Source organism: Streptomyces sp. NPDC050674 (assembly GCF_040654575.1).
GTDB lineage: Bacteria > Actinomycetota > Actinomycetes > Streptomycetales > Streptomycetaceae > Streptomyces.
In genome coordinates, this window is record NZ_JBFAIG010000024.1 from 97,337 (window position 1) to 122,688 (window position 25,352).

Here is a 25,352-nt window from a genome sequence, read left to right on the forward strand (position 1 = left end):
AGGCGTCCGGGCGTGCAGGCGGGTGGGCCTGCCGGGACGTCGTCCGGACTCCTTCAACGTATGACACCGCGTGTCACCTCGCAAGGCACTGAGTGCCAGAACTTCCTCTCAGATGAAATCTTTACGCAACAAATGAGCGATGATCGATCGAACAGGCCCTCGGAGGGCCTGCAAAACGGCCCCTGACATGCCAAAACGGCCACCCCGTGGGGTGGCCGTCATCACACAGCTGAAGGGGCGCTCAGCGCTCCTTGAGGGCCTGCTCGATCGTCCGCATGACCTCGTCGAGGGGGGCGTCGGTGCGGGCGACCGTCACCAGCACCTCGCCCTGCGCCGAGGCCGTGGCGACGGCCGGCTGCGGTTCCGCGGAGCGCCCGGCCCCGATGCCCGAGCCGAAGGTCTTGCGCACGATGGCGAAGGCGTGGTCCAGCTGCGCCTCCACGTCGCCCTGCGCGCCGGCCCTCAGCCAGCGCCGCAGGACGTGGTTGTGGGCGGTGACGACCGCGGACGCGGCGACCTCCGCCAGCAGCGGGTCGTCGTTGGCGTCGTCGGCGTGCGCGCGCTCGTCGAAGTGGCCGAGGAGGTAACGGGTGAACAGCCGCTCGTAGCGGGCCACCGACGCGATCTCCGCCTCGCGCAGGGTGGGTACCTCGCGCGTCAGCTTGTAGCGGGCGACCGAGATCTCCGGCCGGGCCGCGTACATCCGCATGACTTCCTTGATGCCGCGGCACACCGTGTCGAGGGGGTGCTCGTGGGCGGGCGCGGCGTTGAGGACCGCCTCGGCGCGGATCAGGGTGTCGTCGTGGTCGGGGAAGATCGCCTCTTCCTTGGAGCGGAAGTGGCGGAAGAAGGTGCGGCGGGCGACACCGGCCTGGGCCGCGATCTCGTCGACGGTGGTCGCCTCGTACCCCTTCGTCGCGAACAGTTCCATCGCGGCGGCCGCCAGTTCCCGGCGCATCTTGAGCCGCTGGGCGGCGGCGCGAGAACCGGCGGCACTCTCCGGCGCGTCGGTCGCGGCGGGTGTACGTGAGGACTTGGCGGGCTGGGGCATGCCCTGAACGTACTGCATGTGCGCAGCTCGGTGCGCGTGACCTGGTTCTCCCCCGTCGCCCAAGGGCGGGGGAGGGGCGGCCCGGCCGGCCGGGTGGAACCGGTCCGGGCCGAGCAGGCCGCCCCACTCGGCGCCGGACCGGAACCAGTAGCCGGGACGCTCAGCGCTTGGCATATTCGCGGAAGCCACGGCCGGTCTTGCGGCCGAGGCAGCCCGCGGCCACCAGGTGCTCCAGCAGCGGCGCCGGAGCGAGCCCCGGGTCGCGGAACTCGCGGTGCAGGACCTTCTCGATGGCGAGCGAGACGTCGAGACCGACGACGTCCAGCAGCTCGAAGGGGCCCATCGGATAACCGCCGCCCAGCTTCATCGCCGCGTCGATGTCGTCGAGCGTCGCGTAGTGCTCCTGCACCATCTTGATCGCGTTGTTCAGGTACGGGAACAGCAGCGCGTTCACGATGAAACCGGCCCGGTCGCCGCAGTCGACCGGGTGCTTGCGGATCCGCGCGCACACCTGGCGGACCGTGGCGTGGACGTCGTCGGCGGTCAGCACCGTCCGGACGACCTCCACCAGCTTCATGGCCGGCGCCGGGTTGAAGAAGTGCATCCCGATGACGTCCTGGGGGCGGGAGGTGGCCCGGGCGCACGCGACGACCGGCAGCGACGAGGTGGTGGTGGCCAGGATCGCCCCCGGCTTGCAGACCTTGTCCAGGGCCGCGAACAGCTGCCGCTTGACCTCCAGGTCCTCGGCGACCGCCTCGACGGCCAGGTCCACGTCGGCGAAGTCGTCGTAGGTGCCCGTGGCGGTGATGCGGTCCAGGGTCTCGGCGGCCGCCTCGGCGGTCATCCGGCCCTTGTCGACCGAGCGGGTCAGGGACTTGCCGATCCGGGCCTTCGCCGTCTGCGCCTTCTCCTCGCTGCGGGCGGCGATGACCACCTCGTAGCCGGCCTTGGCGAAGACCTCGGCGATGCCGGAGGCCATGGTGCCCGAGCCCGCGACGCCGACCGAGCGGATCTCCCGGCCGGGGCCCGGCTCGCCGCCCTCCAGCGGAGTCAGCGCGTCCCGCACGACGGTGCCGCTGCCCGGCGCCTCGTACGTGTAGAAGCCGCGCCCCGCCTTGCGGCCGGTCAGGCCCGCCTCGCTCAGCTGCTTGAGGATCGGGGCCGGGGCGTGCAGCCGGTCGCGGGAGGCGGCGTACATGGCCTCCAGGACCGTGCGCGCGGTGTCGACGCCGATCAGGTCGAGCAGCGCCAGCGGGCCCATGGGCAGGCCGCAGCCGAGCCGCATCGCGGCGTCGATGTCCTCGCGGGAGGCGTACTTCGCCTCGTACATCGCGGCCGCCTGGTTGAGGTAGCCGAACAGCAGGCCGTCGGCGACGAATCCGGGGCGGTCGCCGACCGCGACGGGCTCCTTGCCGAGGTCGAGCGCGAGACCGGTGACCGCCGTGACGGCCGCCGGCGCCGTCAGCACCGAGGAGACCACCTCGACCAGCTTCATGGCCGGCGCCGGGTTGAAGAAGTGCAGGCCCAGCACCCGCTCGGGGCGGGCGGAGTCGGCGGCCAGACGGGTCACGGACAGGGCGTTGGTGCCGGTCGCCAGGATCGTCTCGGGGCGCACGATCCCGTCCAGCTCACGGAAGATCTGGTGCTTGACCTCGTAGGACTCCGGGGCCACCTCGATGACCAGGTCGGCGTCGGCCGCCGAGGTCAGGTCGGCGGAGGTGCGGACGCGGCCGAGGATCTCGGCACGCTCCTGCTCGGTCAGCCGCCCGCGCTGCACGCCGCGGGCGGTGGAGGCCTCCAGCGCGGCGACGCACTTCGCGGCCTGGGCCTCGCTGATGTCGATGCCGACGACCGTGCGGCCGGCCTTGGCGAGGACCTCGGCGATGCCGGTGCCCATCGTGCCGAGGCCGACGACGGCTATGGTCTGCAACGGGGACTGGGACGGGTCGGGCAGGGGAGTGGCCATCGCGGGACTCCAGGATGAGGGTGACGACGGGGAACGCGCTCCGGGTGCGCCGAGGGCGGCCCGGCGGAAGCCGGACCACGGGCGCACCGGGTGCGTGATGAAGTGCGGGTGTTAACCGGGCCGCGAAGCGCACACGCCCGGTGCCGCGCCACGGGCGTGCACACGCCCGGGGAGACGGCGGTTCCGACCGGCCCTGTCCCGGGGCCGAGTCGTACTGCGGTACCTGAGGCACCGAACCGACTGCTCTCGCGACGGCCGCGTCACCAGACCGCCACGAGGAAAAACGAGTGGGTAACTCGCTCGTCTGAGCTTAACTGGCGGGTAACGAGCGCGCCAGCCCCCGTCTTTGTGATGTACGTCCCGCGCGGCTCGTGGCGCCCCTAACCTCTGAGTCATGGACGAAGAGTTGCGATCACTCACGGAGCGCTTACGGCAGGAGTCGGGGGCGCCGCCCGCCTTCGAGCGACTCGTGGCGACCGACGACCTCGACGCCCTGGCGGCGGTGCTGACCGAACCCGGCCGGCAGCTGTGGGCGAGGGAGCTGGCCGCGTTCCGGCTCGGGCTCGCGCGGGACCGGCGGGCCTTCGAGGCCCTGGTGCTGCTGCTCAACCACCGTGACCCGCCGCGCTGCGCATCCGCCGCGTACGCCCTGGCCCGGCTCGGCGACCCCCGGACCGCCCGGGCGGCGGCCGCCCTGGCCACCAACGAACTGCGGGTCGCCTACGCCCTGCACCCGGTGCGGCTGCTGGTCGAGCTGCGCGCGCCGGAGGCGGTGCCCGCGCTGATCACCACGCTCCAGCGGCGCCTGCGCCCGCACGACCCGTACCGCCGCGTGGCCCTCGCCTGCGTGGACGGGCTCGGCACGCTGGGCGACGCCCGGGCCCGGCCCGTGTTGAACGAGGCGCTCGCGCACCCGGTGCTGGCGGAGGCGGCGGTGCGGGCGCTGGGGCGGATTCCCCGGCAGAGGTGAGCGCGGCGGGCGAGGCGCCGCTATGTGCCGCACAGGCCGGGGCGTCTCCCGGCACGGCGATGCGGCGTGGGCGTCTCCCCGGCGTCTGCCAGACGCTTACGGGTGTGCCGTATCAGCCGGGAAGCGTCCTCGCGTACCGGACCTCCGGCACCACGACGCCCTCCACCTCGAAGGGCTCCTCCGTGCCGTCCGCGCCGAAGCCGGCCCGTTCGTAGAAGCGGCGGGCCCGGACGTTCTCCTTGAGCACCCACAGCAGGAGACGGCCGTGGCCCGCGGCGGAGCAGCGCGCGACGGACTCCGTGAGCAGCGCCCGGCCCACGCCCTGCCCGACCCGGTCGGGATGTGCGTAGAGGGCGTACAACTCGGCGCCTCCGGTGAGGACTTCGCCCTCCCGGTACGGTCCGTGGCAGGCCCAGCCGACAAGGTCGCCGTGATGGCCCTCGGCCACCAGGTTCACCACGCCGCCGTCGCCCCGCGACAGGTGGGCGCGACGGCGCTCGGCGTCCTCCCGGACGCTGAGCCCGTCCAGGTACGTCTGCGGCATCATGCCCCGGTAGGCGCGCTGCCAGCCACGGACGCGGATCTCCGCGACGCTGTCGCAGTCGTCGAGCGTCATCTCCCGTATCCGGATGCCGCTCAAGGCGCGACCACGGCGAACGCCTCGACCTCCATCAGGAACTCCGGCTGGACCAGCGCGGCGACCTGTACCGCCGAAGCGGCCGGCAGCCGGTCGTCGGGTATGTGCTCGGCGCGGGCCGCGCGGAGGGCCGGCATGTGCGCCATGTCCGTGACGAAGTAGGTGAGTTTGACGACGTCGTCGAAGGTCGCGCCGGCGGCGGCCAGGCAGCGCCGGAGGTTCTCGAAGACCTGGCGCGCCTGCGCCGCCGCGTCGCCCTCGCCGACCAGCCCGCCGCGCTCGTCGAGCGCCAGCTGGCCGGCGATCGCCACGAACCGGCCGGTGCCCAGGACGACATGGCTGTACTGGGGCGCCGCGGCGACGCCGTCGGGGGCGGGGATCCTCGTCAGCTCGGTCATGGGTCCATGGTGGACCATGGGACTGACATCGGCCCGCCCCTGACGGGGGGTCAGCCGCTCAGTGGCGGAAGCCGAGCAGGCCGTGCAGTGTCGAGCCGTTCGAGGAGGCCGAGGCTCCCCTTCTGGGGACGGATGCGGCGGCCCCCGCGGGCTTCGGGTCGGGCAGCGCCTCGCACACCGCGTCCGCCTGGCCGTGTCCGCGCGGCACGGTGCCGTCCGTGAGGTACGCCGCCAGGTGCTCGTCCAGGCAGGCGTTGCCGCTCAGCGTGATGCCGTGGTTGCCGCCGCCCTCCTCGACCACCAGGCTGGAACGGGCCAGCAGACGATGCACGGTGACGCCGCCCTCGTACGGGGTGGCCGCGTCGCCGGTCGCCTGGAACAGCAGGGCCGGCGGGATTTCGCCGTTGGCGACGTTCACCGGACGCAGCGAGCCGGCCGGCCAGAACGCACACGGCGCGTTGTACCAGGCGTTGTTCCAGGTCATGAACGGTGCCTTCGCGTACACCGCCCAGTTGTCCTCGCGCCACCGCCGCCAGTCGCGCGGCCAGTCGGCGTCCCGGCACTGCACCGAGGTGTAGACGCTGTAGCCGTTGTCGCCGGAGGCGTCCACCGCGCCGAGGTTCTGGTACGCCTCGACCAGGGGCTCGGGGTCCTTGTCGTGCGCGTACGCCGCGAACGCCTCGGCCAGGCTCGGCCAGTAGCCGTTGTAGTAACCGCCCGGAATGAAGGTGTCCTCCAGCTCCGAGGCGCCGACCGTGCCGCCCGCGGGCTTGGCGGCCAGGGCCGCGCGCATCGCGTACCACCTGGCCTCGATCCTCTCCGGGTCGGTGCCGAGGCCGTACGTGGCGTCGTGCTTGGCGATCCAGGCCAGGAAGGCGCGGTGGCGGTCGTTGAAGGCGAGGTCCTGGTTGAGGTTGGCCTCGTACCAGACGTCGGTCGGGTCGACGACGGAATCCAGGACCAGGCGCCGGACCCGCTCGGGGAAGAAACGGGCGTAGACCGCTCCCAGGTAGGTGCCGTACGAGTAGCCCAAGTAGTTGATCTTCTTCGCGCCCAGGGCCCGCCGGATGGCGTCCATGTCGCGGACGGCGCTGGTGGTGTTGATGTAGGGCAGGAGGTGCCCGTACTTCCTGCCGCAGGCGGCGGCGAAGGACTTGGCGCGCTCGAGGTTGGTCTTCTCGAGCGCGGGTGTCGCGGGCAGCGAGTTCGGGCGGACCGGGCCGAAGTGGCCCGGCGCGCAGTCCAGCGCGGGCTTGCTCGCCCCCACGCCGCGCGGGTCGAAGCCGATGACGTCGTACTGGGCCGCGACCTTCGCGGGCAGCGAGGACGCGACGAACCCGGCGAGCGTCAGGCCGCTGCCTCCGGGACCGCCGGGGTTGACCAGCAGGGGGCCCTGGTGGGTCCGGGCGGTGTGCGGGACGCGGGACAGGGCGAGGGTGATCTTCTCCCCGTGCGGCCTGCGGTGGTCGAGCGGCACCTTCAGGGAGGCGCACTGGAGCGTCGGGTAGTCCTCGGTGGCGCAGCTCTTCCAGGTGAGCTTCGCGGCCTGCGTGGTCGGGTTCGCGGTACGGGGTGCGCTCGCCTCGGCGGGAACGGCCGTGAAGGTCCCGGCCATGACGACGGCGGCGCCGCACAGCGCGGCTGCGCGTTTTCTCATGGAGTCCTCCCAGGACGGCGGGATGTCGGACCGCGAGGGTCACCGTCCTCGCCGCATCGTCCCGGAAGCCGGTCCCGGAAGAACTCATTCCGTCAAGCTCATGACCCGATTGGATCTTCATATGCGCTCGAATGCCCGCCAACGGGCGCAGGGGCCTCCCCGAAGGGTGTCGCACCCTCTCTAGAGGAGAGTGAGTTGCGTCGGACCCGTCACCGGCGGCTCCTCGGCCGCGGGTTCGGCCGGCCGGATCGTGCGCCGTGCCCCCGCGCGCGTGGGCCCGATGCCGTACTCCTCGGCCAGTTCGTGCACCTGACGGGTGATCTGCCGCTGGTACCACTTCGGGGCGTAGGAGCCCTCCGCGTACATCCGCTCGTAGCGGGCGACCAGGTGCGGATGGTGTTGTTCCAGCCAGGACATGAACCACTCCCGGGCGCCGGGCCGCAGGTGCAGCACCAGTGGCGTCACGGAGGTGGCGCCCGACGCCGCGATCGACCGCACGGTGGCCCGGAGCCGGTCGGGCGAGTCGCTCAAGAACGGGATCACCGGCGCCATCAGCACCCCGCAGTCGATGCCGTGTTCGCCCAGGGTGCGCACCACCTCCAGGCGCCGCTCCGGCGCGGGCGTGCCCGGCTCGACGGTGCGCCAGAGCTCCTGGTCGGTGAAACCGACCGACACGGAGATGCCGACGTCGGTCACCTGTGCCGCCTGCTTGATCAGCTCCAGGTCGCGCAGCACGAGCGTGCCCTTGGTCAGGATCGAGAAGGGGTTCGCGTGATCGCGCAGCGCCGCGATGATGCCCGGCATCAGCCGGTAGCGGCCCTCGGCGCGCTGGTAGCAGTCGACGTTGGTGCCCATGGCGATGTGCTCGCCCTGCCAGCGGCGCGAGCCGAGCTGCCGCCGCAGCAGCTCCGGCGCGTTGGTCTTGACCACGATCTGGCTGTCGAAGCCGAGGCCCGTGTCGAGGTCGAGGTAGCTGTGCGTCTTGCGCGCGAAGCAGTACACGCACGCGTGCGAACAGCCCCGGTAGGGGTTGACCGTCCACTGGAACGACATCCGTGAGACCGCCGGGACCCGATTGATGATCGAGCGGGCCCGGATCTCGTGGAAGGTGATCCCGCGGAACTCCGGCGTGTCGAAGGTCCGTGTGACCACCGCGTCCGCGCCGAACAGCGCGGCATCGGCCCGGCTGTGTTCGGAGTCCACGGTGAGGTTCTCCCAGCGCATGACGCCTCCTCGGTAGCACTGACCACAGAATAGAACACATGTTCCCTTGATCGTGCGAGGTCGTTTTCCGAACGCGTTCGACCGGGTTGGGGCACCCCGATTTGGGGGGCCGGGCGGCGGGGTGGTTGGCTTGCCCCGACCCCCGAGCAACCAGGTCCTGGAGGAAAGCGATGGCGCAGGTCGAGGCCACTACGGAGCGGATCGTCGCGGCGGACGCGGAGACGGTGTTCGACGCCCTCGCCGACTACAGCGGCACCCGCGCGAAGCTGTTGCCCGAGCAGTTCAGCGAGTACGAGGTCCGGGAGGGCGGCGACGGCGAGGGCACTCTCGTCCACTGGAAGCTCCAGGCCACCAGCAAGCGCGTGCGCGACTGCCTCCTGGAGGTCACCGAGCCCACCGACGGCGAGCTGGTGGAGAAGGACCGCAACTCCTCCATGGTCACCACCTGGCGCGTCACCCCGGCCGGCGAGGGCACGTCCCGGGTCGTGGTGACCACCACCTGGACCGGCGCCGGCGGCATCGGCGGCTTCTTCGAGAAGACCTTCGCGCCCAAGGGCCTCGGCCGGATCTACGACGCTATGCTCACCAGGCTCGCCGCCGAGGTCGAGAAGTAACCCGCCTCAAGGCCCGGGCGTCCGGGGGGCGTTGCTCCCCTCACCGGTTCGGGTGATCTCCGTACGGCTCGCTCCTGTGCCGTAACTCGTCGCGCTTGCTCGAAGTTGTCGCTTTTACGCGGGAATGGTGCGGCAGCGCGACGAGGGGAGCGGTGAGTGGGCGGGATCACTCTGGCGCAGGACGAACCGGCGGTGGCGCCTCCCGGCACTCCCGCTCCACCGCCGGAGCCGGACACCGGGCCGAGCCCCCGCCGGGTGCGGCTGGTCTTCTTCGCGCTCATGCTGGCCCTGCTCCTGGCCGCCCTGGAGCAGATGATCGTCGCCACGGCGCTCCCGAAGATCGTCGGTGAGCTGCACGGCCTGGACCGCATGTCCTGGGCGATCACCGCCTACCTGCTCACCGCCACGGTCGGTCTGCCGATCTACGGCAAGCTCGGTGATCTCCTCGGCCGCAAGGGCGTCTTCCAGTTCGCGATCGTCGTCTTCGTCGCCGGTTCCGCGCTCGCGGGCCGGGCGCAGACCATGGACCAGCTGATCGCCTTCCGCGCGGTGCAGGGCGTCGGCGCGGGCGGTCTCATGATCGGCGTCCAGGCGATCATCGCGGACATCGTGCCGCCCCGGCAGCGCGGCCGCCACATGGGCGTGATCGGCGCCGCCTTCGGACTCGCCTCCGTCGCCGGACCGCTGCTCGGCGGCTACTTCACCGACCACCTCTCCTGGCGCTGGTGCTTCTACGTCAACGTCCCCTTCGGCCTGGTCACCCTCGCCGTGGTCGCCGTGGCGCTGAAGCTGCCCAGGCCGGCCGCCAAGGCCCGGCTGGACGTCCTCGGCGCGCTGCTGCTGACCGCCGCCTCCACCTGCCTCGTCCTGCTGACCAGTTGGGGCGGCACCGAGCACGCCTGGGACTCCCGGACGATCCTGGGGCTCGCGGCCGGAGCGGCGGCGGCCACCGTCCTCTTCCTCGTCACCGAGCACTTCGCCGTCGAACCCCTCATGCCGCTCAGGCTGTTCAGGGACTCCGTCTTCAACGTCACCGGTTTGGTCGGCCTGGTGATCGGGATGGGCCTGTTCGGCGCCGCCAGCTATCTGCCGACGTACCTGCAGATGGTCGACGGGGCCTCGGCCACCGAGTCGGGCCTGCTCATGCTGCCGATGATGGCCGGCATCGTCGGCGCCTCGGTCGTCGTCGGCCAGCTCATCAGCCACACCGGCCGCTACAAGGCCTACCCGATCCTCGGCGGCGCCCTCTCGGCCGTCGGCATGTGGCTGCTGTCGCGCCTGGAGGTCGGCACGCCCCGGCTGCACTACAGCATCTGGATGGCCGTCCTCGGCGCCGGCATCGGCATGGTGATGCCGGTGCTGATCCTCGCCGTGCAGAACTCGGTGCGGCCAGCCGACCTGGGCACCGCCACCAGCGCCAACAACTACTTCCGGCAGATCGGGGGCAGTGTCGGCGCCGCCGTCTTCGGCACGCTCTTCGCCGACCGGCTCGCCGCCGCCCTCGCCGACCGGCTTCCCGCGCGCACCGGGCTGCCGGACCCCGAGTCCCTCACCCCGCAGCTCGTGCACGCGCTGCCCCCGGCCCTGCGCGACGACTACATCCGGGCGTACGCCGACGCCATGCCGCGGATCTTCCTCTACCTGGTGCCGGTGCTGGTCCTCGGACTGGTCCTCGCCCTCTTCCTCAAGGAGAAACCCCTGGTGTCCCACCACGCCCCCGCCACCGACCCGGACACGGCGCCCGGGACCGCCTCCGTCCCGCAGGCGCGCGCCGGGTACGCGCCCGGCGTCCCCGTGTGCGGCTCGGTGCAGCACCCCGACGGGACGGTCGTGCCCCGCGCGGCCCTCACCCTCATCGACGTCACCGGGCAGCAGACCGGGCGCGGCGCGAGCGGCGAGGACGGGCGTTACGCGCTGGCCACCCCGGGCCCCGGCTCGTACGTCCTGATCGCCGCGGCCGGTGGCCACCAGCCCCAGGCGGTCACCGTGACCGTCGGCGAACGCCCCGTCGAACTCGACATCGTCCTCGGCGGCGCCGGAAACCTGAGCGGCAGCGTGGTCACCGCCGACGGCACGCCCGTACGGGACGCCACCGTCACGCTCACCAACGTGCACGGCGAGGTGGTGGCCACCACCCGCAGCGGCCGGGAGGGCGGTTACGTCATCACCGACCTCGTCGCGGGCGAGTACACCCTCGCCGCCAGCGCGCCCGCCTTCCGCCCGGCGGCGCTCCCCGTCACCGTCCAGGCCGCCCGCGAGACCCGCCGGGACATCGAACTGGCCGGTGGGGCCGTGCTGCGCGGCACCGTCCGGGCGGGCGGCGGACGGCCCGTGGAGGACGCGCGCGTGACCCTGCTCGACGTGGCGGGCAACGTCGTCGACACCCTCACCACCGGCCCCGACGGCACGTTCCGCTTCGTCGACCTGTCCTCCGGCGAGTACACCGTCATCGCCGCCGGCTACCCGCCCGTGGCCACCGTCCTCCAGGTGGCCGGAGGAGGCCGGACCGAGCGGGATCTCCAGCTGAGTCACGAGGACTGAACGGCACCGGCGCGCGGGGTCGCACGCCGGTGCGCGCCCCGCGCGGCCAATTACCGCATTGCCTCACATGGCCACCGGCCCGCGCCGTACGGTGGTGACACCGGCACAGATCTTGCGTCCAGAGAGGGCCTGGGCCATGGACCATGGCACCGACAGGGCCGGGCAGGACCCGGTGACGGAACCCGCCGAGCCCGGCCGCGTCCCCCTCGCCGTCGTCGTGGTCGACCGCGACGGGCTGGTGTCCCACTGGAGCCGCGGCGCACGGCGCCTGTTCGGCGTCCCCAGGGAAGAGGCGATCGGCCGCACGGCCCTCGACCTGCTCCCCGTCTCCGGCGCCCTGCCCGACCAACGGGACACCCTCGCGGACGCCGCCGGCGACGGCCTCGGCCCGGGCCTCGGATCCACCCTCGCCGGCGGGCTCTCCTACCCGGCGGCGGGCCGCGCCCGGCTCACCACGCCCGGCAACGACCGCGTCGACGTCCTGTGGTGGGCCTACCCGCTGGTCGGACCAGGGCCCGAGCGGCTGCTCGTCCTGGCCACCGACGCCGGGGGACTGCGCACGGGCGGCGGGGCGTTCGAGCGGATCGGGCCCGGTTTCGCGCCGCACACCGACCTCCCCGGGGCGGAGGACCTCGCCCGCGGACTCCCCGAGATCCTGCCCGGCATGAGTGTCGGCGAGAGCACCCGGATCGTCGCCCAGATCCTCGAACTCGGCTACCCCGTCCTGGAGTTCAGCCAGAACGACCGGGTGCCCGTCACCCCCGACTGGGGCGTGGCCCGGCGCGCCGAGCGCAAGGTGCGCCGCGCCCTGGCCGCGCGGGCCCTGGCCGCGGGCGAACCCGTGCCCGAGGAACTGCGGGACGAGGGGGAGGATCTGGAGTACGCCGCCGTCCGCGAGCGGCTGGAGTTCCTCAACGAGGTCAGCGGCCGCATCGGCACCTCCCTCGACCTGTCCCGCACGATCGTCGAGGTCAGCAAGGCCGTCGTGCCCCGCTTCACGGACGTGGCCGGGACCTACCTGCGGGAACAGGTCGTCGCCGGTGAGCAGTTCGCGGACGGCGTGCCCGACACGACCACCCTGTGGCACCGGGTCGCCGTCGAGCACACCGACGAACCCGGCCGCTGGGACGACGTCGTCCCCGTCGGCGAGGCCATGCCGTTCCCGGCGCACACGCCGTTCTTCCAGTGCATGACCAGCGGTGAACCCGTCCTCGTGCCGCGCATCAGCGAGGAGATGGGGCACGCCATCGCCGCGCAGTTCGAAAAGCGCGACATCCGGCCGCTCATCACCGGACGCTCGATGCTGGTCGTGCCCCTGAAGGCACGCGACGTCGTCCTCGGGTTCATGATCCTGCTGCGCCATCCCGAGCGGCCCGTCTTCAACGACATGGACCGCGTCACCGGCGCCGAACTCGCCGCCCGCGCGGGCCTGGTGCTGGACAACGCGCGCATGTACACCTTCCAGGAGAACGTCGCCGAGACGCTCCAGGACAGCATGCTGCCGCACATCCCGCCCCGGATGGCCGGTTGCGACATCGCCACCCGCTATCTGCCGGGCACGCTGCTCGGCAGGGTCGGCGGCGACTGGTTCGACGCGGTGAAACTGCACGGCGGGCGCACGGCGTTCGTCGTCGGCGACGTCATGGGACACGGCCTCAACTCCGCCGCCAAGATGGGCCAGTTGCGCACGGCCGTGCAGACCATGGCCGGGCTCGACCTGCCGCCCGCCCAGCTGCTGCGCAACCTCGACGACCTCGCCCAGCGCCTCGGCGACACCTACCTCGCGACCTGCCTCTACGCCGTCTACGACCCCATCGCGAGCGAGCTCCACCTCGCCAACGCCGGTCACATCCCGCCCGTCCTGGTCCGGGCCGACGACGGCCGCAGCGAACTGCTCGACCTGCCCACCGGTGCGCCCATCGGCGTCGGCGGGGTGCCCTTCCGGGCCGTCTCGGTGCGGGTGGAGCCCGGCGACCGGCTGGTGATGTGCACCGACGGGCTCGTCGAGATGCGGGGCGAGGACATCGGGGTGGGGCTCGCCACCCTCTGCGAGTCGGCCGCCCACCCCGCCGCGTCCATGGACGACGCCTGCGACACCATCATCCGGGCCCTCGCCGCGACCTTCCCGGCAGCGGGACGAGGCGGCCGCAAGGACGACGTGGCGCTGCTGATGGCCCGTCTCAACGGCATCGAGCCGGGCGACGTGGCCGAATGGCGCCTCGCCCCGGACCCGGCCGAGGCCGGCCGTGCCCGCGCTGTGGTGCGCGAGCGACTGCACGAGTGGGGCCTGCCGAAACTCGTGGCCCCCGCGGAGCTGATGGCCTGCGAACTCGTCACCAACGCCGTACGGCACTCCCAGGCCGGGCCGATCACGCTGCGCCTGGTCCGCGGGGACACCCTGCTGTGCGAGGTGGACGACGACGACCAGGAGCTGCCGACGCTGATCGACGCGGGGCCGCTCGACGACCGTGGACGTGGGCTGCGCGTGGTCAGCACCCTGGCCCACGCGTGGGGGACCAGCCGGACCAGGACCGGCAAGACGGTCTGGTTCGAGCTGACGCTGCCGCGCCGCTGAGCAGGCCCGGGCCGAACGCGGTGGGAAGCCGGGCTCCCGCGTTCTTGTGGGCCCGACCGGCGCGCGGTACACCGTACTCGCCCGCGTACGGCGGGATTCGTTCGCACCCTGGGAGTGGGCCATGAGCGTGACGCGTCGGTACCGGGAGGCCTGGGAGGGGTTCTGGCGAGAGGCACCCGCCGAACCGGGGGCGGTGTTCTGGGACGCGGAACCGGTCCTGACCGTGGGCCCCCATCTCGCCCTGTTCGAACCGTACCTGGCGGATCACGCCCTGCCCCTGGTGGACCTCGGCTGCGGCAACGGCACCCAGACCCGCTACCTCGCCGACCGTTTCCCGCACGTCCTGGGGGTCGACCTGTCCGCGGCGGCCCTCGGCCACGCCCGCCGGGCCGATCCGGCGGGGCAGGCCTCCTACCGGCAGCTGGACGCCGCCGAGAAGGACGAGGTCCAGGCCCTGCACGCGGAACTCGGTGACACCAACGTCTACATGCGGGGCGTCCTGCACCAGTGCGAGCCGGACGACCGGCAGACGCTGATCGACGGCATCGCCACCCTGGTCGGCGACCGCGGCCGGGCCTGCCTGGTGGAGCTCTCGGCCGCCGCCAAACCGGTGCTGGCGGGCCTGGCGGGCGGCCCCGAGGGTCCGCCGCCCAAGCTCGCGCCCGTCTTCCGGCACGGCCTGGCGCCCGGCGAGGTCGCGGACGAGGCCGTGCCCGAACTGGTGCGTTCGGCCGGTCTCACCGTCCTGGCGAGCGGCCGGGCGCCGCTGAAGAGCACGGAATACCGCCCCGACGGCACGCGTGTCGAACTGCCGTCGATCTGGCTGGTGGCGGGGCGCACGGCCTGAGCCGGGCGGTCAGGAACCCGGTTCCGGGGGGAGCGTGCCCGGGAGGGTGTGGTCTGGCGGCGGGGTATTTGTCGGTGTACGGTCACTCCGCCCCCGTCCATGTGCCCGCCTCGCCCCCGCGGAGGACAGCCATGCCCATGCCCTGGTTACGGATGCTGGCCGCGTCAGCGGTGTCGACGGCGCTGATCGGAACGAGCGCCGTCACGAGCGCCGCCGCGCCGGACCACCGCGCAGTGCGGGACAGTGTGCACACCGCCGGGCGGGTCAAGGCCGCCGGTGACGTGCTCCAGTACAGCTGGCCCGGGGTCTACTTCGAGGGGCGGATCCGGGGCACCGGCGTGGGCGTCGTGCTCGACGACCCGGCCGCCGACTACGACGTCCAGGTCGACGGGAGCACCGTCGCGACCCTCGTCACGCCGGGCAGGACCACCCACTGGGTCAGGGGCCTGCGCGACGGCACGCACACCGTCCGGCTCGTCAAACGCAACGACACCCCCTGGAGCACCAGTTCCTTCGGCGGTTTCGTCGCCGCCCCCGGCGGTGCCGTCCTGGCCCGGCCGGCCGCGCGCAGCCGCCAGATCGAGTTCATCGGCGACTCCCTCACCGCCGGCTACGGAAACCTCTCCACCTCCCGCGACTGCGACGGCGAACAGGTCAAGCGCACCACCAACGCCGACGTGAGCTACGGCGCCCTCACCGCCCGGAGGCTGCACGCCGATTACCAGGTCAACGCGTATTCGGGCCAGGGCATGGTGCGCAACTACAACGGAGGCTCCCCGGAGGTGAACTACCGCACCTTCTACGATCGCGCGCTGCTGAACGTGCCGGGCGACGTCTGGCAGAACCCGGGCACCTGGCGGCCGCAGCTGGTGGTGGTCCACCTCGGCACGAACGACTTCTCGACCCCCCTCAACCCCGGCGAGCCCTGGACGGACGAGAGCCTCGCCGCCTCCTTCCGCAGCGCCTACACGGGCTTCCTGGAGAAGCTGCGCAAGCGCTACGGGGCCGCGACCACCATCCTGGCCGCGGGCACCGGCCCGTTCGCCGGCCATGTCGAACACGCCGTCCGGCAGCGCGCCGGCGCGGGCGACCGGGGAGTGCGCTACTGGCCCCTCGACACCACCGGCCTGGACCTCGCCGGCTGCCACTGGCACTACTCGGCGCGCGACCACCGGCTGCTCGCCGACCGGCTCACCGCGGTCGTCGCCGGCCTGCCGATCCGTTGGTGAGCGCTTCGTAGCCGGTTCCGCCCGCAGCGCGTAACGTGACGAACCATGAAGATCTCCGCCCTGGACGGTTCGTCATGAGAATCCTCATCAGCGCCGACATGGAGGGCGCCACCGGCGTCACCTGGCCCGACGACGTGATGCCGGGGGCCTCGCAGTGGGAGCGCTGCCGTGCGCTGTTCACCTCCGACGTCAACGCCGCCGTCCTCGGCTTCCACGACGGCGGCGCCGACGAGGTGATCATCAACGAGGCGCACTCCACGATGCGCAATCTGCTGCTGGAGCGGCTCGACGACCGCGCCCTGCTGCTCACCGGCCGGCACAAGGCGCTGTCCATGGTGGAGGGCGTGCAGCACGGCGACGTCGACGGCATCGCCTTCGTCGGCTACCACGCGGGGGCCGGCATGGAGGGCGTCCTCGCGCACACCTACCTCGCCAACTCCATCACGGGCGTGTGGCTGAACGACGTCCGGGCGAGCGAGGGACTGCTCAACGCCCATGTCGTCGCCGAGTACGGGGTGCCGGTGGTGCTGGTCACGGGGGACGACATCGCCTGCGAGGACGCGCTCGGCTACGCGCCCGAGGCGCTGAAGGTCGCGGTGAAGGACCACGTGTCGCGCTACGCGGCGGTGTGCCGCACCCCCGCCCGCACCGCGGCCGACATCCGGGCGGCGGCCAAGGAGGCGGCCGCACTGGCGGTGCGTCACGAGCCCGTGCACGCCGGACCGTTCACCGTGGCCGTGGAGTTCGACGCGGAGCACCTGGCGATGACCGCCACCGTCGTCCCGGGGGTGGAGCGGATCGCGGAGCGGAAGGTGGCGTACACGAGCGAGACCATGTACGAGGGCATCCGCGCCTTCAAGGCGGTCACCACGATCGTCTCGGCCGCGGTGGAGGAGCAGTATGGCTGACCAGGTCGACGCACCCGCGCTGGACGAGGTCGTGACCTTCACGTCCGACCTCATCCGGATCGACACCACCAACCGGGGCGGGGGCGACTGCCGGGAGCGGCCGGCCGCCGAGTACGCCGCGGCACGGCTCGCCGACGCCGGCATCGAACCGGCCCTCCTGGAACGCACGAAGGGGCGGACCAACGTCGTCGCCCGGATCGAGGGCACCGACCCCTCGGCCCCGGCCCTGCTCCTCCACGGTCACCTGGACGTCGTGCCCGCGCAGGCCGCCGACTGGAGCGTGCACCCGTTCTCCGGGGAGATCCGCGACGGGGTCGTCTGGGGGCGCGGCGCCGTCGACATGAAGAACATGGACGCGATGATCCTGGCCGTCGTGCGCGGCTGGGCACGTCAGGGCGTCCGGCCCCGCCGGGACATCGTCATCGCCTTCACCGCGGACGAGGAGGCCAGTGCCGTGGACGGTGCCGGGTTCCTCGCCGACCGGCACCCCGGCCTCTTCGAGGGCTGCACCGAAGGAGTCGGCGAGTCGGGCGCCTTCACCTTCCACGACGGTGACGGGCGGCAGATCTACCCGATCGCGGCCGGGGAGCGGGGCACCGCCTGGCTGAAGCTCACCGCCCGCGGACGCGCCGGGCACGGCTCCAAGGTCAACCGGGACAACGCGGTGACCCGCCTCGCGGGCGCGATCGCCAGGATCGGCGCGTACGAGTGGCCGCTCAGGCTGACCCCGACCGTGCGCGCCGCGCTCACCGAACTCTGCGCGCTCTACGGCATCGAGACCGACCTCACCGATGTCGAGACGCTGCTGGAGAAGCTCGGCCCGGCCGCGCAGCTCGTCGAACCGACCCTGCGCAACAGCGCCAACCCGACCATGCTGGACGCCGGTTACAAGGTCAACGTCATTCCCGGCGAGGCCGTGGCGCACGTGGACGGCCGTTATATGCCCGGCGGCGAGGAGGAGTTCCGCAGCACCCTCGACCGGCTCACCGGGCCGGACGTGGACTGGGAGTTCCACCACCGCGAGGTCGCCCTGGAGTCCCCGGTGGACTCGGCGATCTTCGCGGGCATGCGGGCCGCCATCGAGGAGTTCGCGCCCGAGGGGCACGTGGTGCCGTTCTGCATGTCCGGCGGCACCGACGCCAAGCAGTTCTCCCGCCTTGGCGTCACCGGCTACGGCTTCACCCCGCTGAGGCTGCCGGACGGCTACGACTACGCGGCCATGTTCCACGGGGTCGACGAGCGGGTACCGATCGAGGCGCTGCACTTCGGTGTCCGCGTACTCGACCGGTTCCTGCGGACGGCCTAGGAGAGTGGGGGAGACGGTGCGGACGCTGGCCTACGGGGCGTGGCCCTCGCCCATCGACGCGGCCCTGACCGCCGCGCACGACGGGCATCCGGAGTACGTGGGCTTCGTCGGCGACGAGGTGTGGTGGACCGAGCCGCGTCCCGCCGAGGGCGGCCGGCGCACCCTCGTGCGGCGGCACCCCGACGGCCGGGAGGAATCGCTGCTGCCCGCGCCGTGGAACGTGCGCAGCCGGGTCCACGAGTACGGCGGGCACCCGTGGGCCGCCCTCGAAGGCGACGACGGGCCGCTGGTGGTGTTCGTGAACTTCGCCGACCAGCGGCTGTACCGCTGCGAGCCGGGCGGTGAGCCCCGCCCGCTGACCCCGGTGTCCACCGTGGGCGGCGGCCTGCGCTGGGCCGAGCCGCTGCCGCTGTCCGCACGGGGCGAGGTGTGGTGCGTGCTGGAGGAGTACACCGGCGAGGGGCCCGCCGACGTGCGCCGCGTCCTGGCCGCCGTCCCCCTGGACGGCTCCGCTGCCGAGGACCGGGACGCCGTACGCGAACTCACCGACGACCGGCACCGGTTCGTCACCGGGCCGAAGCTCTCGCCCGACGGGCGGCGGGCCGCCTGGCTCGCCTGGGACCATCCGCGCATGCCCTGGGACGGCACCGAGCTGCTGGTCGCCGACGTCACCCCCGACGGCACGCTGCGCGGGAGCGGGGCCGTGGCCGGCGGGCCCGGTGAGTCGATCGCCCAGGCCGACTGGACCCACGACGGCCGGCTGCTGTACGCGAGCGACCGTACGGGCTGGTGGAACCTCCATCTCGACGGACAGCCGCTGTGCCCGCGCGAGGAGGAGTTCGGCGGGGCGCTGTGGAAGCTCGGGTCGCGATGGTTCACACCGCTGGCGAACGGGCTGATCGCCGTCGTGCACGGCCGGGGCGCCACCGCCCTCGGCATCCTCGACCCCGAGACGGGCGAGGTCGTGGACGCGGCCGGGCCCTGGACCGAGTTCGCCCCCACCCTCGCCGCCCACGGCGAACGGGTCGTCGCCGTCGGAGCCAGCCCGCGCAGCGCCTACGAGGTCGTCGAACTGGACGCCCGCACCGGCCGGGCCCGCGTGGTCGGCGCCGAGCACGACGACGCCGTCGACCCCGCGTATTACCCCGAACCGCAGATCCGCACCTTCACCGGCCCCGACGGACGCGACATCCACGCGCACGTCTACCCGCCCCACCACCCCGGCTGCGTCGCGCCCGACGACGAACCGCCGCCCTACGTCGTCTGGGCGCACGGCGGGCCCACCGGCCGCGCGCCGCTGGTCCTGGACCTGGAGATCGCCTACTTCACCTCGCGCGGCATCGGCGTCGTCGAGGTGAACTACGGCGGCTCCACGGGGTACGGCCGCCCGTACCGGGAGCGGCTGCGCGAGCAGTGGGGCGTGGTGGACGTCGAGGACTGCGCCGCCGTCGCCCTGGCCCTCGCCGACGAGGGCACGGCCGACCGGACCCGGCTCGCCGTCCGGGGCGGCAGCGCGGGCGGCTGGACCGCGGCCGCCTCGCTCACCACCACCGACGTCTACGCCTGCGGCACCATCAAGTACCCGATCCTCGACCTGACCGGCTGGGGCACGGGAGAGACCCACGACTTCGAGTCCCGGTACCTGGAGAGCCTGATCGGGCCGCTCGCCGACGTGCCCGCCCGGTACGCGGAGCGCTCGCCCGCCGCCCACGCCGACCGCCTCACCGTGCCGTTCCTGCTGCTCCAGGGCCTGGACGACGTGATCTGCCCGCCCGCCCAGTGCGAGCGGTTCCTGGCCCGGCTGGAGGGCCGGACGGTGCCGTACGCGTATCTCGCCTTCGAGGGGGAGGGGCACGGCTTCCGGAAGGCGGAGACCATGGTGCGCGCCCTGGAAGCCGAACTGTCCCTCTACGCCCAGGTGTTCGGGCTGAACCCGCCCGGCGTCCCGGCCCTGGAGCTCGCGTGGTGAACCCGCTGGTACGACCGCCCCGGCTCACCCCGGGGGCCCGGGTCGCCGTCGTCGCACCGAGCGGGCCGGTGCCCGAGGAGCGGCTCCAGGCCGGGCTCGACATCCTGCGCGGCTGGGACCTCGACCCGGTGGTGACACCGCACGTGCTCGGCCGCCACCGGGAGTTGGGCTACCTCGCAGGCACGGACGCGCAACGGGCCGCCGACCTCCAGAACGCCTGGTGCGATCCGTCCGTCGCGGCCGTGCTGTGCGCCCGGGGCGGCTACGGGGCGCAGCGCATGGTCGACCTGCTCGACTGGACGGCGATGCGGGCGGCCGGCCCCAAGGTGCTCGCCGGGTTCAGCGACGTCACCGTCCTGCACCAGGCCTTCGCCACCCGGCTGGGCCTGGTCACCCTGTACGGGCCCGCGGCCGCCGGCGTCGACTTCCTCAAGAACGCCCGGGCCCAGGACCATCTGAGGGCCACCCTCTTCGAGCCGGAGTCCGTGAGAACCGTCAGGGCCACGCCCCCGGGCGTCCTAGTCCCGGGCCGGGCCCGGGGCGTCACGCTGGGCGGCTGCCTGAGTCTGCTCGCGTCCGACCTCGGCACCCCGCACGCCCACCCCGGGGCGCGGGGCGGACTGCTGCTGATGGAGGACGTCGGGGAGAGCCCCTACCGCCTGGACCGGTACCTGACCCAACTCCTGCGCAGCGGACGGCTCGACGGGGTCGCCGGGATCGCGCTCGGGTCCTGGGAGGGGTGCGGCCCCTACGAGGAGGTGCGGGCGGTCCTGGCCGACCGGCTCGGCGGTCTGGGCGTCCCGGTCGTGGAGGAGTTCGGGTTCGGCCACGGCCCGGGCGCGCTGACGATCCCTCTCGGGCTCACGGGCGAACTGGACGCGCGAGGGGCCACCTTGACGTTCGACGCACCCGCGCTGAGCTGAGCCGGCCGCTGCTGAAACGCCGTCAAGAACCCCCGTTCCGGTGATTGACGGCACCTGACACGTGCCACACCATGACAACGGCCGGTACCTACTGGTCGGTATCCGGAGTGTCCCCGACGTCGTGGTCGCCCCCACCGTGGAGGTCCGTGTGTCCCGCCGCGTGCCCAGATCCCGCGCACTCGCTCTCGTTCTGGGCGCCGCCCTGGCCGTGCCCCTCACTCTCACCCCGCCCGCCACGGCGGCCGGCGCCTACACCGTCACACCGCTGAAATTCACCGTCCAGGCGGGCGGCCGCTCCTGCCCGGTCGACGCCGACCTGTACCGGCCCGTCGGGGTGGACCGCGACCACCCGGCGCCCGCCGTGCTCGGCACCAACGGCTTCGGCGGCAGCAAGTCGGACGGTTCCACGGACACCATCGGCAAGGCCTTCGCACAGCGCGGCTACGTCTCCCTCGTCTACTCCGGGCTCGGCTTCGGCCGCAGCGGCTGCCTGATCTCCCTCGACGACCCGGACATCGACGGCGCCGCCGCCTCCCGGCTGGTCGACTTCCTGGGCGGCACCCGCGCCGCCGACGACGGCACGACCGCCGATTTCGTCACCCGCGACGCACCGGGCGACCCGCGCGTCGGCATGATCGGCGGCTCCTACGGGGGCGCCGTCCAGCTCGCCACCGCGGCCGTCGACCACCGCCTCGACGCGCTCGTCCCGATGATCACTTGGAACGACCTGGCGTACTCGCTCGCCCCGAACAACGCCGTCGGCGGCAAAGGCGTCCCCGGCGTCTTCAAATGGCAGTGGACCAACGGCTTCTACCTCATCGGCGAGAGCCGTCCGCTGCTCGAACCCAGCCTGGACCCGTCCCGCGTCAACTCCCTGGCCTGCCTGCACTTCGTCACCGAGGCCTGCCGGACCGTCCACACCCTCAACTCCGGGAGCTTCCCGGCCGGCCCGACCGCCGAGCTGTTCGCCTTCGCACGCCGCGTCTCGCCGGTGTCGTACCTGCACCGCGTCGACACCCCGACCCTGCTGGTCCAAGGGCAGGCCGACACCCTGTTCAACCTCAACGAGGCGACGGCGACCTACCGGGCGCTGAAGTCCCAGGGCACACCCGTCAAGATGATCTGGCAGTCCTGGGGCCACAGCGGCGGACTCACCCGGCCGGCCGCCGGTGAACTCGACCTGTCCAAGGGCAACCTGGAGACCAGCTACGTCGGGCGGCGTGTCCTCGCCTGGTTCGACCGACACCTGCGCAAGCGGGCCCACGCCGACACCGGACCGGCCTTCGCCTACCACCGCGACTGGATCGACGACCCCGAACGCGCCTACGCCACCGCCGACCACCTCCCCGCCCTCAGCCGCACGCTGTACCTCTCCGGCGACGGCGCCCTCGTCGACCAGCCCGGCGAAGTGGCCCGCGGCAGCCGCCGCTACACCAACGGGCTGATTCCCACGAGCCATTCGGAGAGCTCACTGGCCGGTCTCCTCGGACTGCCGGACTCGCCGCCGCGCGACACCGAGGGCACCTACCTCGACTGGACGACCGCACCGCTGAAGCGGCCCCTCGACGTCGTCGGCGCACCCCGGGCCACGCTGAAGGCCGTCTCCCCGAAGGCCGAGCGCACCCAGGACTCCGCCGACGCGGCCGACAAGCTCGTCCTCTTCGCCAAGCTCTACGACATCGCCCCCGACGGGACCCGCACCCTGGTGCGCCGCCTGGTCGCGCCGGTGCGCGTCCCGGACGTCACCCGGAGCTTCACCGTCACCCTGCCCGCCCTCGTACACCGCTACGAGACGGGGCACCGGCTGCGGTTCGTGATCGCGGCGAGCGACGACGCGTACTTCGGCAACCGCGGGATCAAGCCGGTCGCCGTGGTCAGCGGGCCGCGCACCACCGGGACGCTCCGGCTGCCCGTCGCCGGATCCTGAAGGGCACCGCGGGCGAGGTTACTGTGGCAGGGTGCCGCACCACGCATCCCGCCACCTCGCCGAGGGCCCACGAGTGGGCATACGCCCCTTCACCCAGGAGGACGGCGCCGAGTTCACCGCCCGCGCCCGGGAGAGCGAGGACCTGCACCACCCGTGGCTCTTCCCGCCCACCACCACGCAGGCCTACACCGCCTACGCGGGCCGGCTGATCGAGGATCCGTCCAAGGCCGGGTTCCTGGTGTGCGACAGGAACGACGGGGCCATCGGCGGGTTCATCAACATCAACAACATCGTCGAGGGCGGCTTCCAGTCCGGCGCGCTCGGCTATGGCGCCTTCCGGCACGCCGCCGGGCGCGGACTGATGCGCGAAGGACTCGACCTCGTCGTGCGCTACGCCTTCGGCCCGATGCGGCTGCACCGGCTGGAGATCAACGTCCAGCCGGGCAACGCCGCGTCGATCGCCCTGGCCCGCCGCTGCGGGTTCCGACGGGAGGGTTTCTCGCCGAAGATGCTCTTCGTCGACGGGGCCTGGCGCGACCACGAACGCTGGGCGATCACCGCCGAGATGATCACCCGACCGGGGCCGCGCTGAGCCCACCGCGATGCCTAGACGTGGCGGTCCACGTACTCGTAGACCGACCCGTCCGGGTGCAGGGCGATCAGGTTGCGGCCCGCCGGCGAGGCGATCGGGCCCGCCACGATGTGGGCCCCCAGGCCGGTGAGCACCTTGTGGGTCTCCTCGACGTCCGTCACGGCGATCGTCGCGGCGACCTTGCGCAGCACCTCCAGTTCGGCCGGGGGACCGCTCATCAGCAGGAAGCAGCCGACCGCCGCCACCTGGACACCTCCCCGCTCGAAGCGCTGGGCTCTGCCGCCCGCCAGGCGCTCGTAGAAGGGGATCGCGGTCTCGAGGTCGTCGACGCAGACGCGCAGTGTGGCACCCAGAATCTCCATGCGGCTGAGCCTAGTTACGCGCGGGGGCGCGAGGGTACCCGGCCGGGCATGAAGCGGTTGGATCACCTGGAGCATCTGGACAAGCATCTGGTCGACGAGCTGGCACAGGTGGCGCGCGAGACCGTACGGGAGGAGCTGCGCGAGCAGACGCGCAAGCAGCGCCGCAAGGCCGCGCTGTACGCCGCGTCCGGGGCGCTCGCCCTGTACGCGGGCGCGGCCCTCGCACTCGCCGTGGGGCTGGCTCTCGCCCTCGGCCTGCCCGGCTGGGCCGCCGCGCTGATCACCGCCGTGATCCTGGGCGCCCTCGCCTTCGTGCTGCGCGGCATGGCCCGGCCGTCCCGGCCCGGTCCGGGGCACGCGGCCCACGCGGCACCGGGCGGGGACGACGCCCGTCGCACCGCCGCCGGGACGGTCGGCGGCATGCCGTATCCGCCGGTGCCGCCGGCCCCGCCCGGTGGGACGACCGCCCCCGGCGCCGTGCCCCCGCGGCCGGCGGACGCACCGCACGTACCCCACCGCGGGGTGTGATGCCGGGTGCGCGAGGCAGTGACATCGCATCGGCGCGGGCGGGTGGTCGTGGTGACCGGAGCCAGCGGCGGAGTCGGCCGGGCCACGGTCCGGGCCTTCGCCGCCCGCGGCGACAAGGTCGCCCTGCTCGCCCGCGGGCGTGAGGGACTGGCCGCCGCCGCGGACGAGGTGGAGCGCGCCGGCGGCGAGGCGCTCGTCGTCGGTGTGGACGTCTCCGACGCCAAGGCCGTCGACGACGCCGCCCAGCAGGTCGTCGACGCGTTCGGCCACATCGACGTCTGGGTCAACAACGCCTTCACCGGAGTGTTCGCGCCGTTCACGGACGTCGCCCCGGACGAATTCCGGCGCGTGACCGAAGTGACCTACCTGGGCTACGTGTTCGGCACCCGGGCCGCCCTGCGGCACATGCTGCCGCGCGACCGCGGCACCATCGTGCAGGTCGGCTCCGCGCTGGCCTACCGGGGCATCCCGCTGCAGTCCGCGTACTGCGGGGCCAAGCACGCGATCCAGGGGTTCAACGAGTCGCTGCGCTGCGAGCTGCTGCACGCGCGCAGCGGGGTGCACACCACCATGGTGCAGCTGCCGGGCCTCAACACCCCGCAGTTCGACTGGGTGCTGAACCGCATGCCGGGACGGGCCCGGCCCGTCGCGCCGGTCTACCAGCCGGAGGTCGCGGCCCGGGCGATCGTGCACGCCGCCTCGCACCCGCGGCGCCGGGAGTACTGGGTGGGCGGCTCCACGGCCGCCACCCTCCTCGCCAACGCGGTCGTTCCCGGACTGCTCGACCGCTACCTGGCCCGCACCAACGTCGACGCCCAGCAGGAGGACGGCCGGCCCGAGGGGCCGGCGAACCTCTGGGCCCCGGCGGACGGGCCGCACGGGCGGGACTTCGGCGCACACGGCCGCTTCGACGACGAATCCACCGGCGACAGTCCCCAGCAGTGGCTGTCGCGCAACCGCGGCTGGATGGGCGCGGCCCTCACCGCCGGCGCCGGCGCCCTCGCGGCCCGCAAACTGGTCGGCCTGGCCCGCCGCTAGGGCCTGTCGTTTGGATCAGGTCGGCCGGGAGTGACTGGGCCTCTCGGCCGAGCCGAGCGGGGTGTGGTGCGTGCAGCTGCAAGGCGGAGG

21 protein-coding genes are annotated in these 25,352 nt (G+C 72.9%); 14 read left to right on the plus strand and 7 right to left on the minus strand.

The features are described from left to right. Positions 1–241: 241 nt before the first annotated feature. Together AB0I06_RS30980 and AB0I06_RS30985 are read right to left on the minus strand one after the other, a co-directional pair. The gene (locus tag AB0I06_RS30980; RefSeq protein WP_363122154.1) at positions 242–1,069 is read right to left on the minus strand and encodes a TetR family transcriptional regulator; all 828 of its coding nucleotides are present in this window, start codon (positions 1,067–1,069) and stop codon (positions 242–244) included. Positions 1,070–1,211: 142 nt separating this feature from the next. Continuing rightward, positions 1,212–3,017, minus strand: coding sequence for a 3-hydroxybutyryl-CoA dehydrogenase (locus AB0I06_RS30985; protein WP_363122155.1), 1,806 nt, complete (start codon positions 3,015–3,017; stop codon positions 1,212–1,214). A gap of 394 nt (positions 3,018–3,411) precedes the next feature. Here AB0I06_RS30985 and AB0I06_RS30990 point away from each other — a divergent pair, with 394 nt between their 5' ends. Then, on the plus strand, positions 3,412–3,987 hold the full coding sequence (locus AB0I06_RS30990) for an adenylosuccinate lyase (RefSeq protein WP_363122156.1): 576 nt from the start codon (positions 3,412–3,414) through the stop codon (positions 3,985–3,987). 112 nt (positions 3,988–4,099) lie between these two features. Here the strand turns inward: AB0I06_RS30990 and AB0I06_RS30995 are convergent, their stop codons facing one another. The 4 genes from AB0I06_RS30995 to AB0I06_RS31010 all read right to left on the minus strand — a co-directional run bounded on the left by AB0I06_RS30995 (position 4,100) and on the right by AB0I06_RS31010 (position 7,903). Further along, positions 4,100–4,603: a GNAT family N-acetyltransferase gene (locus AB0I06_RS30995; protein WP_363122157.1), complete on the minus strand. Its 504-nt coding sequence runs from the start codon at positions 4,601–4,603 to the stop codon at positions 4,100–4,102. Between the two features lie 20 nt (positions 4,604–4,623). Then, complete coding sequence (locus tag AB0I06_RS31000) at positions 4,624–5,022, minus strand: RidA family protein (RefSeq protein ID WP_363122158.1); 399 nt, start codon at positions 5,020–5,022, stop codon at positions 4,624–4,626. Between the two features lie 58 nt (positions 5,023–5,080). Then, complete coding sequence (locus tag AB0I06_RS31005) at positions 5,081–6,679, minus strand: alpha/beta hydrolase (protein ID WP_363122159.1); 1,599 nt, start codon at positions 6,677–6,679, stop codon at positions 5,081–5,083. A gap of 180 nt (positions 6,680–6,859) precedes the next feature. Further along, positions 6,860–7,903, minus strand: coding sequence for an Rv2578c family radical SAM protein (locus tag AB0I06_RS31010; protein WP_363122160.1), 1,044 nt, complete (start codon positions 7,901–7,903; stop codon positions 6,860–6,862). Between the two features lie 170 nt (positions 7,904–8,073). Between AB0I06_RS31010 and AB0I06_RS31015 the strand changes: the two genes are divergently transcribed. The 11 genes from AB0I06_RS31015 (at position 8,074) to AB0I06_RS31065 (ending at position 23,334) form a co-directional block, all read left to right on the plus strand. Further along, on the plus strand, positions 8,074–8,517 hold the full coding sequence (locus AB0I06_RS31015) for an SRPBCC family protein (RefSeq protein ID WP_363122161.1): 444 nt from the start codon (positions 8,074–8,076) through the stop codon (positions 8,515–8,517). Between the two features lie 156 nt (positions 8,518–8,673). Then, positions 8,674–11,058 (plus strand): MFS transporter, encoded by a 2,385-nt coding sequence (locus tag AB0I06_RS31020; RefSeq protein ID WP_363122162.1) that lies wholly within the window; start codon positions 8,674–8,676, stop codon positions 11,056–11,058. 136 nt (positions 11,059–11,194) lie between these two features. Further along, the gene (locus AB0I06_RS31025; RefSeq protein ID WP_363122163.1) at positions 11,195–13,633 is read left to right on the plus strand and encodes a SpoIIE family protein phosphatase; all 2,439 of its coding nucleotides are present in this window, start codon (positions 11,195–11,197) and stop codon (positions 13,631–13,633) included. A 121-nt stretch (positions 13,634–13,754) separates the two neighbouring features. After that, positions 13,755–14,480, plus strand: coding sequence for a methyltransferase domain-containing protein (locus AB0I06_RS31030; protein ID WP_363122164.1), 726 nt, complete (start codon positions 13,755–13,757; stop codon positions 14,478–14,480). Between the two features lie 131 nt (positions 14,481–14,611). After that, on the plus strand, positions 14,612–15,709 hold the full coding sequence (locus tag AB0I06_RS31035) for a GDSL-type esterase/lipase family protein (RefSeq protein ID WP_363122165.1): 1,098 nt from the start codon (positions 14,612–14,614) through the stop codon (positions 15,707–15,709). A 74-nt stretch (positions 15,710–15,783) separates the two neighbouring features. Continuing rightward, positions 15,784–16,617 (plus strand): M55 family metallopeptidase, encoded by an 834-nt coding sequence (locus tag AB0I06_RS31040; RefSeq protein ID WP_363122166.1) that lies wholly within the window; start codon positions 15,784–15,786, stop codon positions 16,615–16,617. Beyond that, positions 16,610–17,923 carry a M20/M25/M40 family metallo-hydrolase gene (locus AB0I06_RS31045; RefSeq protein WP_363122167.1) on the plus strand — a complete coding sequence of 438 codons (1,314 nt, stop codon included), beginning with the start codon at positions 16,610–16,612 and terminating at the stop codon, positions 17,921–17,923. The genes AB0I06_RS31040 and AB0I06_RS31045 overlap by 8 nt, the downstream gene beginning before the upstream one ends. 4 nt (positions 17,924–17,927) lie before the next feature. Next, positions 17,928–19,892 carry a prolyl oligopeptidase family serine peptidase gene (locus AB0I06_RS31050; protein ID WP_363122168.1) on the plus strand — a complete coding sequence of 655 codons (1,965 nt, stop codon included), beginning with the start codon at positions 17,928–17,930 and terminating at the stop codon, positions 19,890–19,892. Continuing rightward, positions 19,889–20,815 carry an LD-carboxypeptidase gene (locus AB0I06_RS31055; RefSeq protein WP_363122181.1) on the plus strand — a complete coding sequence of 309 codons (927 nt, stop codon included), beginning with the start codon at positions 19,889–19,891 and terminating at the stop codon, positions 20,813–20,815. The genes AB0I06_RS31050 and AB0I06_RS31055 overlap by 4 nt, the downstream gene beginning before the upstream one ends. A gap of 148 nt (positions 20,816–20,963) precedes the next feature. Beyond that, entirely contained in the window at positions 20,964–22,742 is a 1,779-nt protein-coding gene (locus AB0I06_RS31060; protein WP_363122169.1) for a CocE/NonD family hydrolase, read from the plus strand. Between the two features lie 31 nt (positions 22,743–22,773). Next, positions 22,774–23,334: a GNAT family protein gene (locus AB0I06_RS31065; RefSeq protein ID WP_363122170.1), complete on the plus strand. Its 561-nt coding sequence runs from the start codon at positions 22,774–22,776 to the stop codon at positions 23,332–23,334. Between the two features lie 14 nt (positions 23,335–23,348). On the opposite strand, the gene AB0I06_RS31070 is transcribed toward AB0I06_RS31065, so the two are convergent. Next, on the minus strand, positions 23,349–23,696 hold the full coding sequence (locus AB0I06_RS31070) for a VOC family protein (protein ID WP_363122171.1): 348 nt from the start codon (positions 23,694–23,696) through the stop codon (positions 23,349–23,351). 48 nt (positions 23,697–23,744) lie between these two features. On the opposite strand from AB0I06_RS31070, the gene AB0I06_RS31075 reads away from it, so the two are divergent. Both AB0I06_RS31075 and AB0I06_RS31080 read left to right on the plus strand, forming a co-directional pair. Then, positions 23,745–24,224, plus strand: coding sequence for a phage holin family protein (locus AB0I06_RS31075; RefSeq protein ID WP_363122172.1), 480 nt, complete (start codon positions 23,745–23,747; stop codon positions 24,222–24,224). Positions 24,225–24,242: 18 nt separating this feature from the next. After that, positions 24,243–25,262 (plus strand): SDR family oxidoreductase, encoded by a 1,020-nt coding sequence (locus AB0I06_RS31080; protein WP_363122173.1) that lies wholly within the window; start codon positions 24,243–24,245, stop codon positions 25,260–25,262. Positions 25,263–25,352 lie beyond the last annotated feature (90 nt).

Coding starts and splice junctions, on each gene's coding strand:
- AB0I06_RS30995 (WP_363122157.1), bottom strand. CDS start 4,603: ATGACGCTCGACGACTGCGACAGCGTCGCGGAGATCCGCGTCCGTGGC.
- AB0I06_RS31000 (WP_363122158.1), bottom strand. CDS start 5,022: ATGACCGAGCTGACGAGGATCCCCGCCCCCGACGGCGTCGCCGCGGCG.
- AB0I06_RS31015 (WP_363122161.1), top strand. CDS start 8,074: ATGGCGCAGGTCGAGGCCACTACGGAGCGGATCGTCGCGGCGGACGCG.
- AB0I06_RS31030 (WP_363122164.1), top strand. CDS start 13,755: ATGAGCGTGACGCGTCGGTACCGGGAGGCCTGGGAGGGGTTCTGGCGA.
- AB0I06_RS31075 (WP_363122172.1), top strand. CDS start 23,745: ATGAAGCGGTTGGATCACCTGGAGCATCTGGACAAGCATCTGGTCGAC.
- AB0I06_RS31045 (WP_363122167.1), top strand. CDS start 16,610: ATGGCTGACCAGGTCGACGCACCCGCGCTGGACGAGGTCGTGACCTTC.
- AB0I06_RS31040 (WP_363122166.1), top strand. CDS start 15,784: ATGAGAATCCTCATCAGCGCCGACATGGAGGGCGCCACCGGCGTCACC.
- AB0I06_RS31035 (WP_363122165.1), top strand. CDS start 14,612: ATGCCCATGCCCTGGTTACGGATGCTGGCCGCGTCAGCGGTGTCGACG.
- AB0I06_RS31010 (WP_363122160.1), bottom strand. CDS start 7,903: ATGCGCTGGGAGAACCTCACCGTGGACTCCGAACACAGCCGGGCCGAT.
- AB0I06_RS30985 (WP_363122155.1), bottom strand. CDS start 3,017: ATGGCCACTCCCCTGCCCGACCCGTCCCAGTCCCCGTTGCAGACCATA.
- AB0I06_RS31005 (WP_363122159.1), bottom strand. CDS start 6,679: ATGAGAAAACGCGCAGCCGCGCTGTGCGGCGCCGCCGTCGTCATGGCC.
- AB0I06_RS30980 (WP_363122154.1), bottom strand. CDS start 1,069: ATGCAGTACGTTCAGGGCATGCCCCAGCCCGCCAAGTCCTCACGTACA.
- AB0I06_RS31025 (WP_363122163.1), top strand. CDS start 11,195: ATGGACCATGGCACCGACAGGGCCGGGCAGGACCCGGTGACGGAACCC.
- AB0I06_RS30990 (WP_363122156.1), top strand. CDS start 3,412: ATGGACGAAGAGTTGCGATCACTCACGGAGCGCTTACGGCAGGAGTCG.
- AB0I06_RS31070 (WP_363122171.1), bottom strand. CDS start 23,696: ATGGAGATTCTGGGTGCCACACTGCGCGTCTGCGTCGACGACCTCGAG.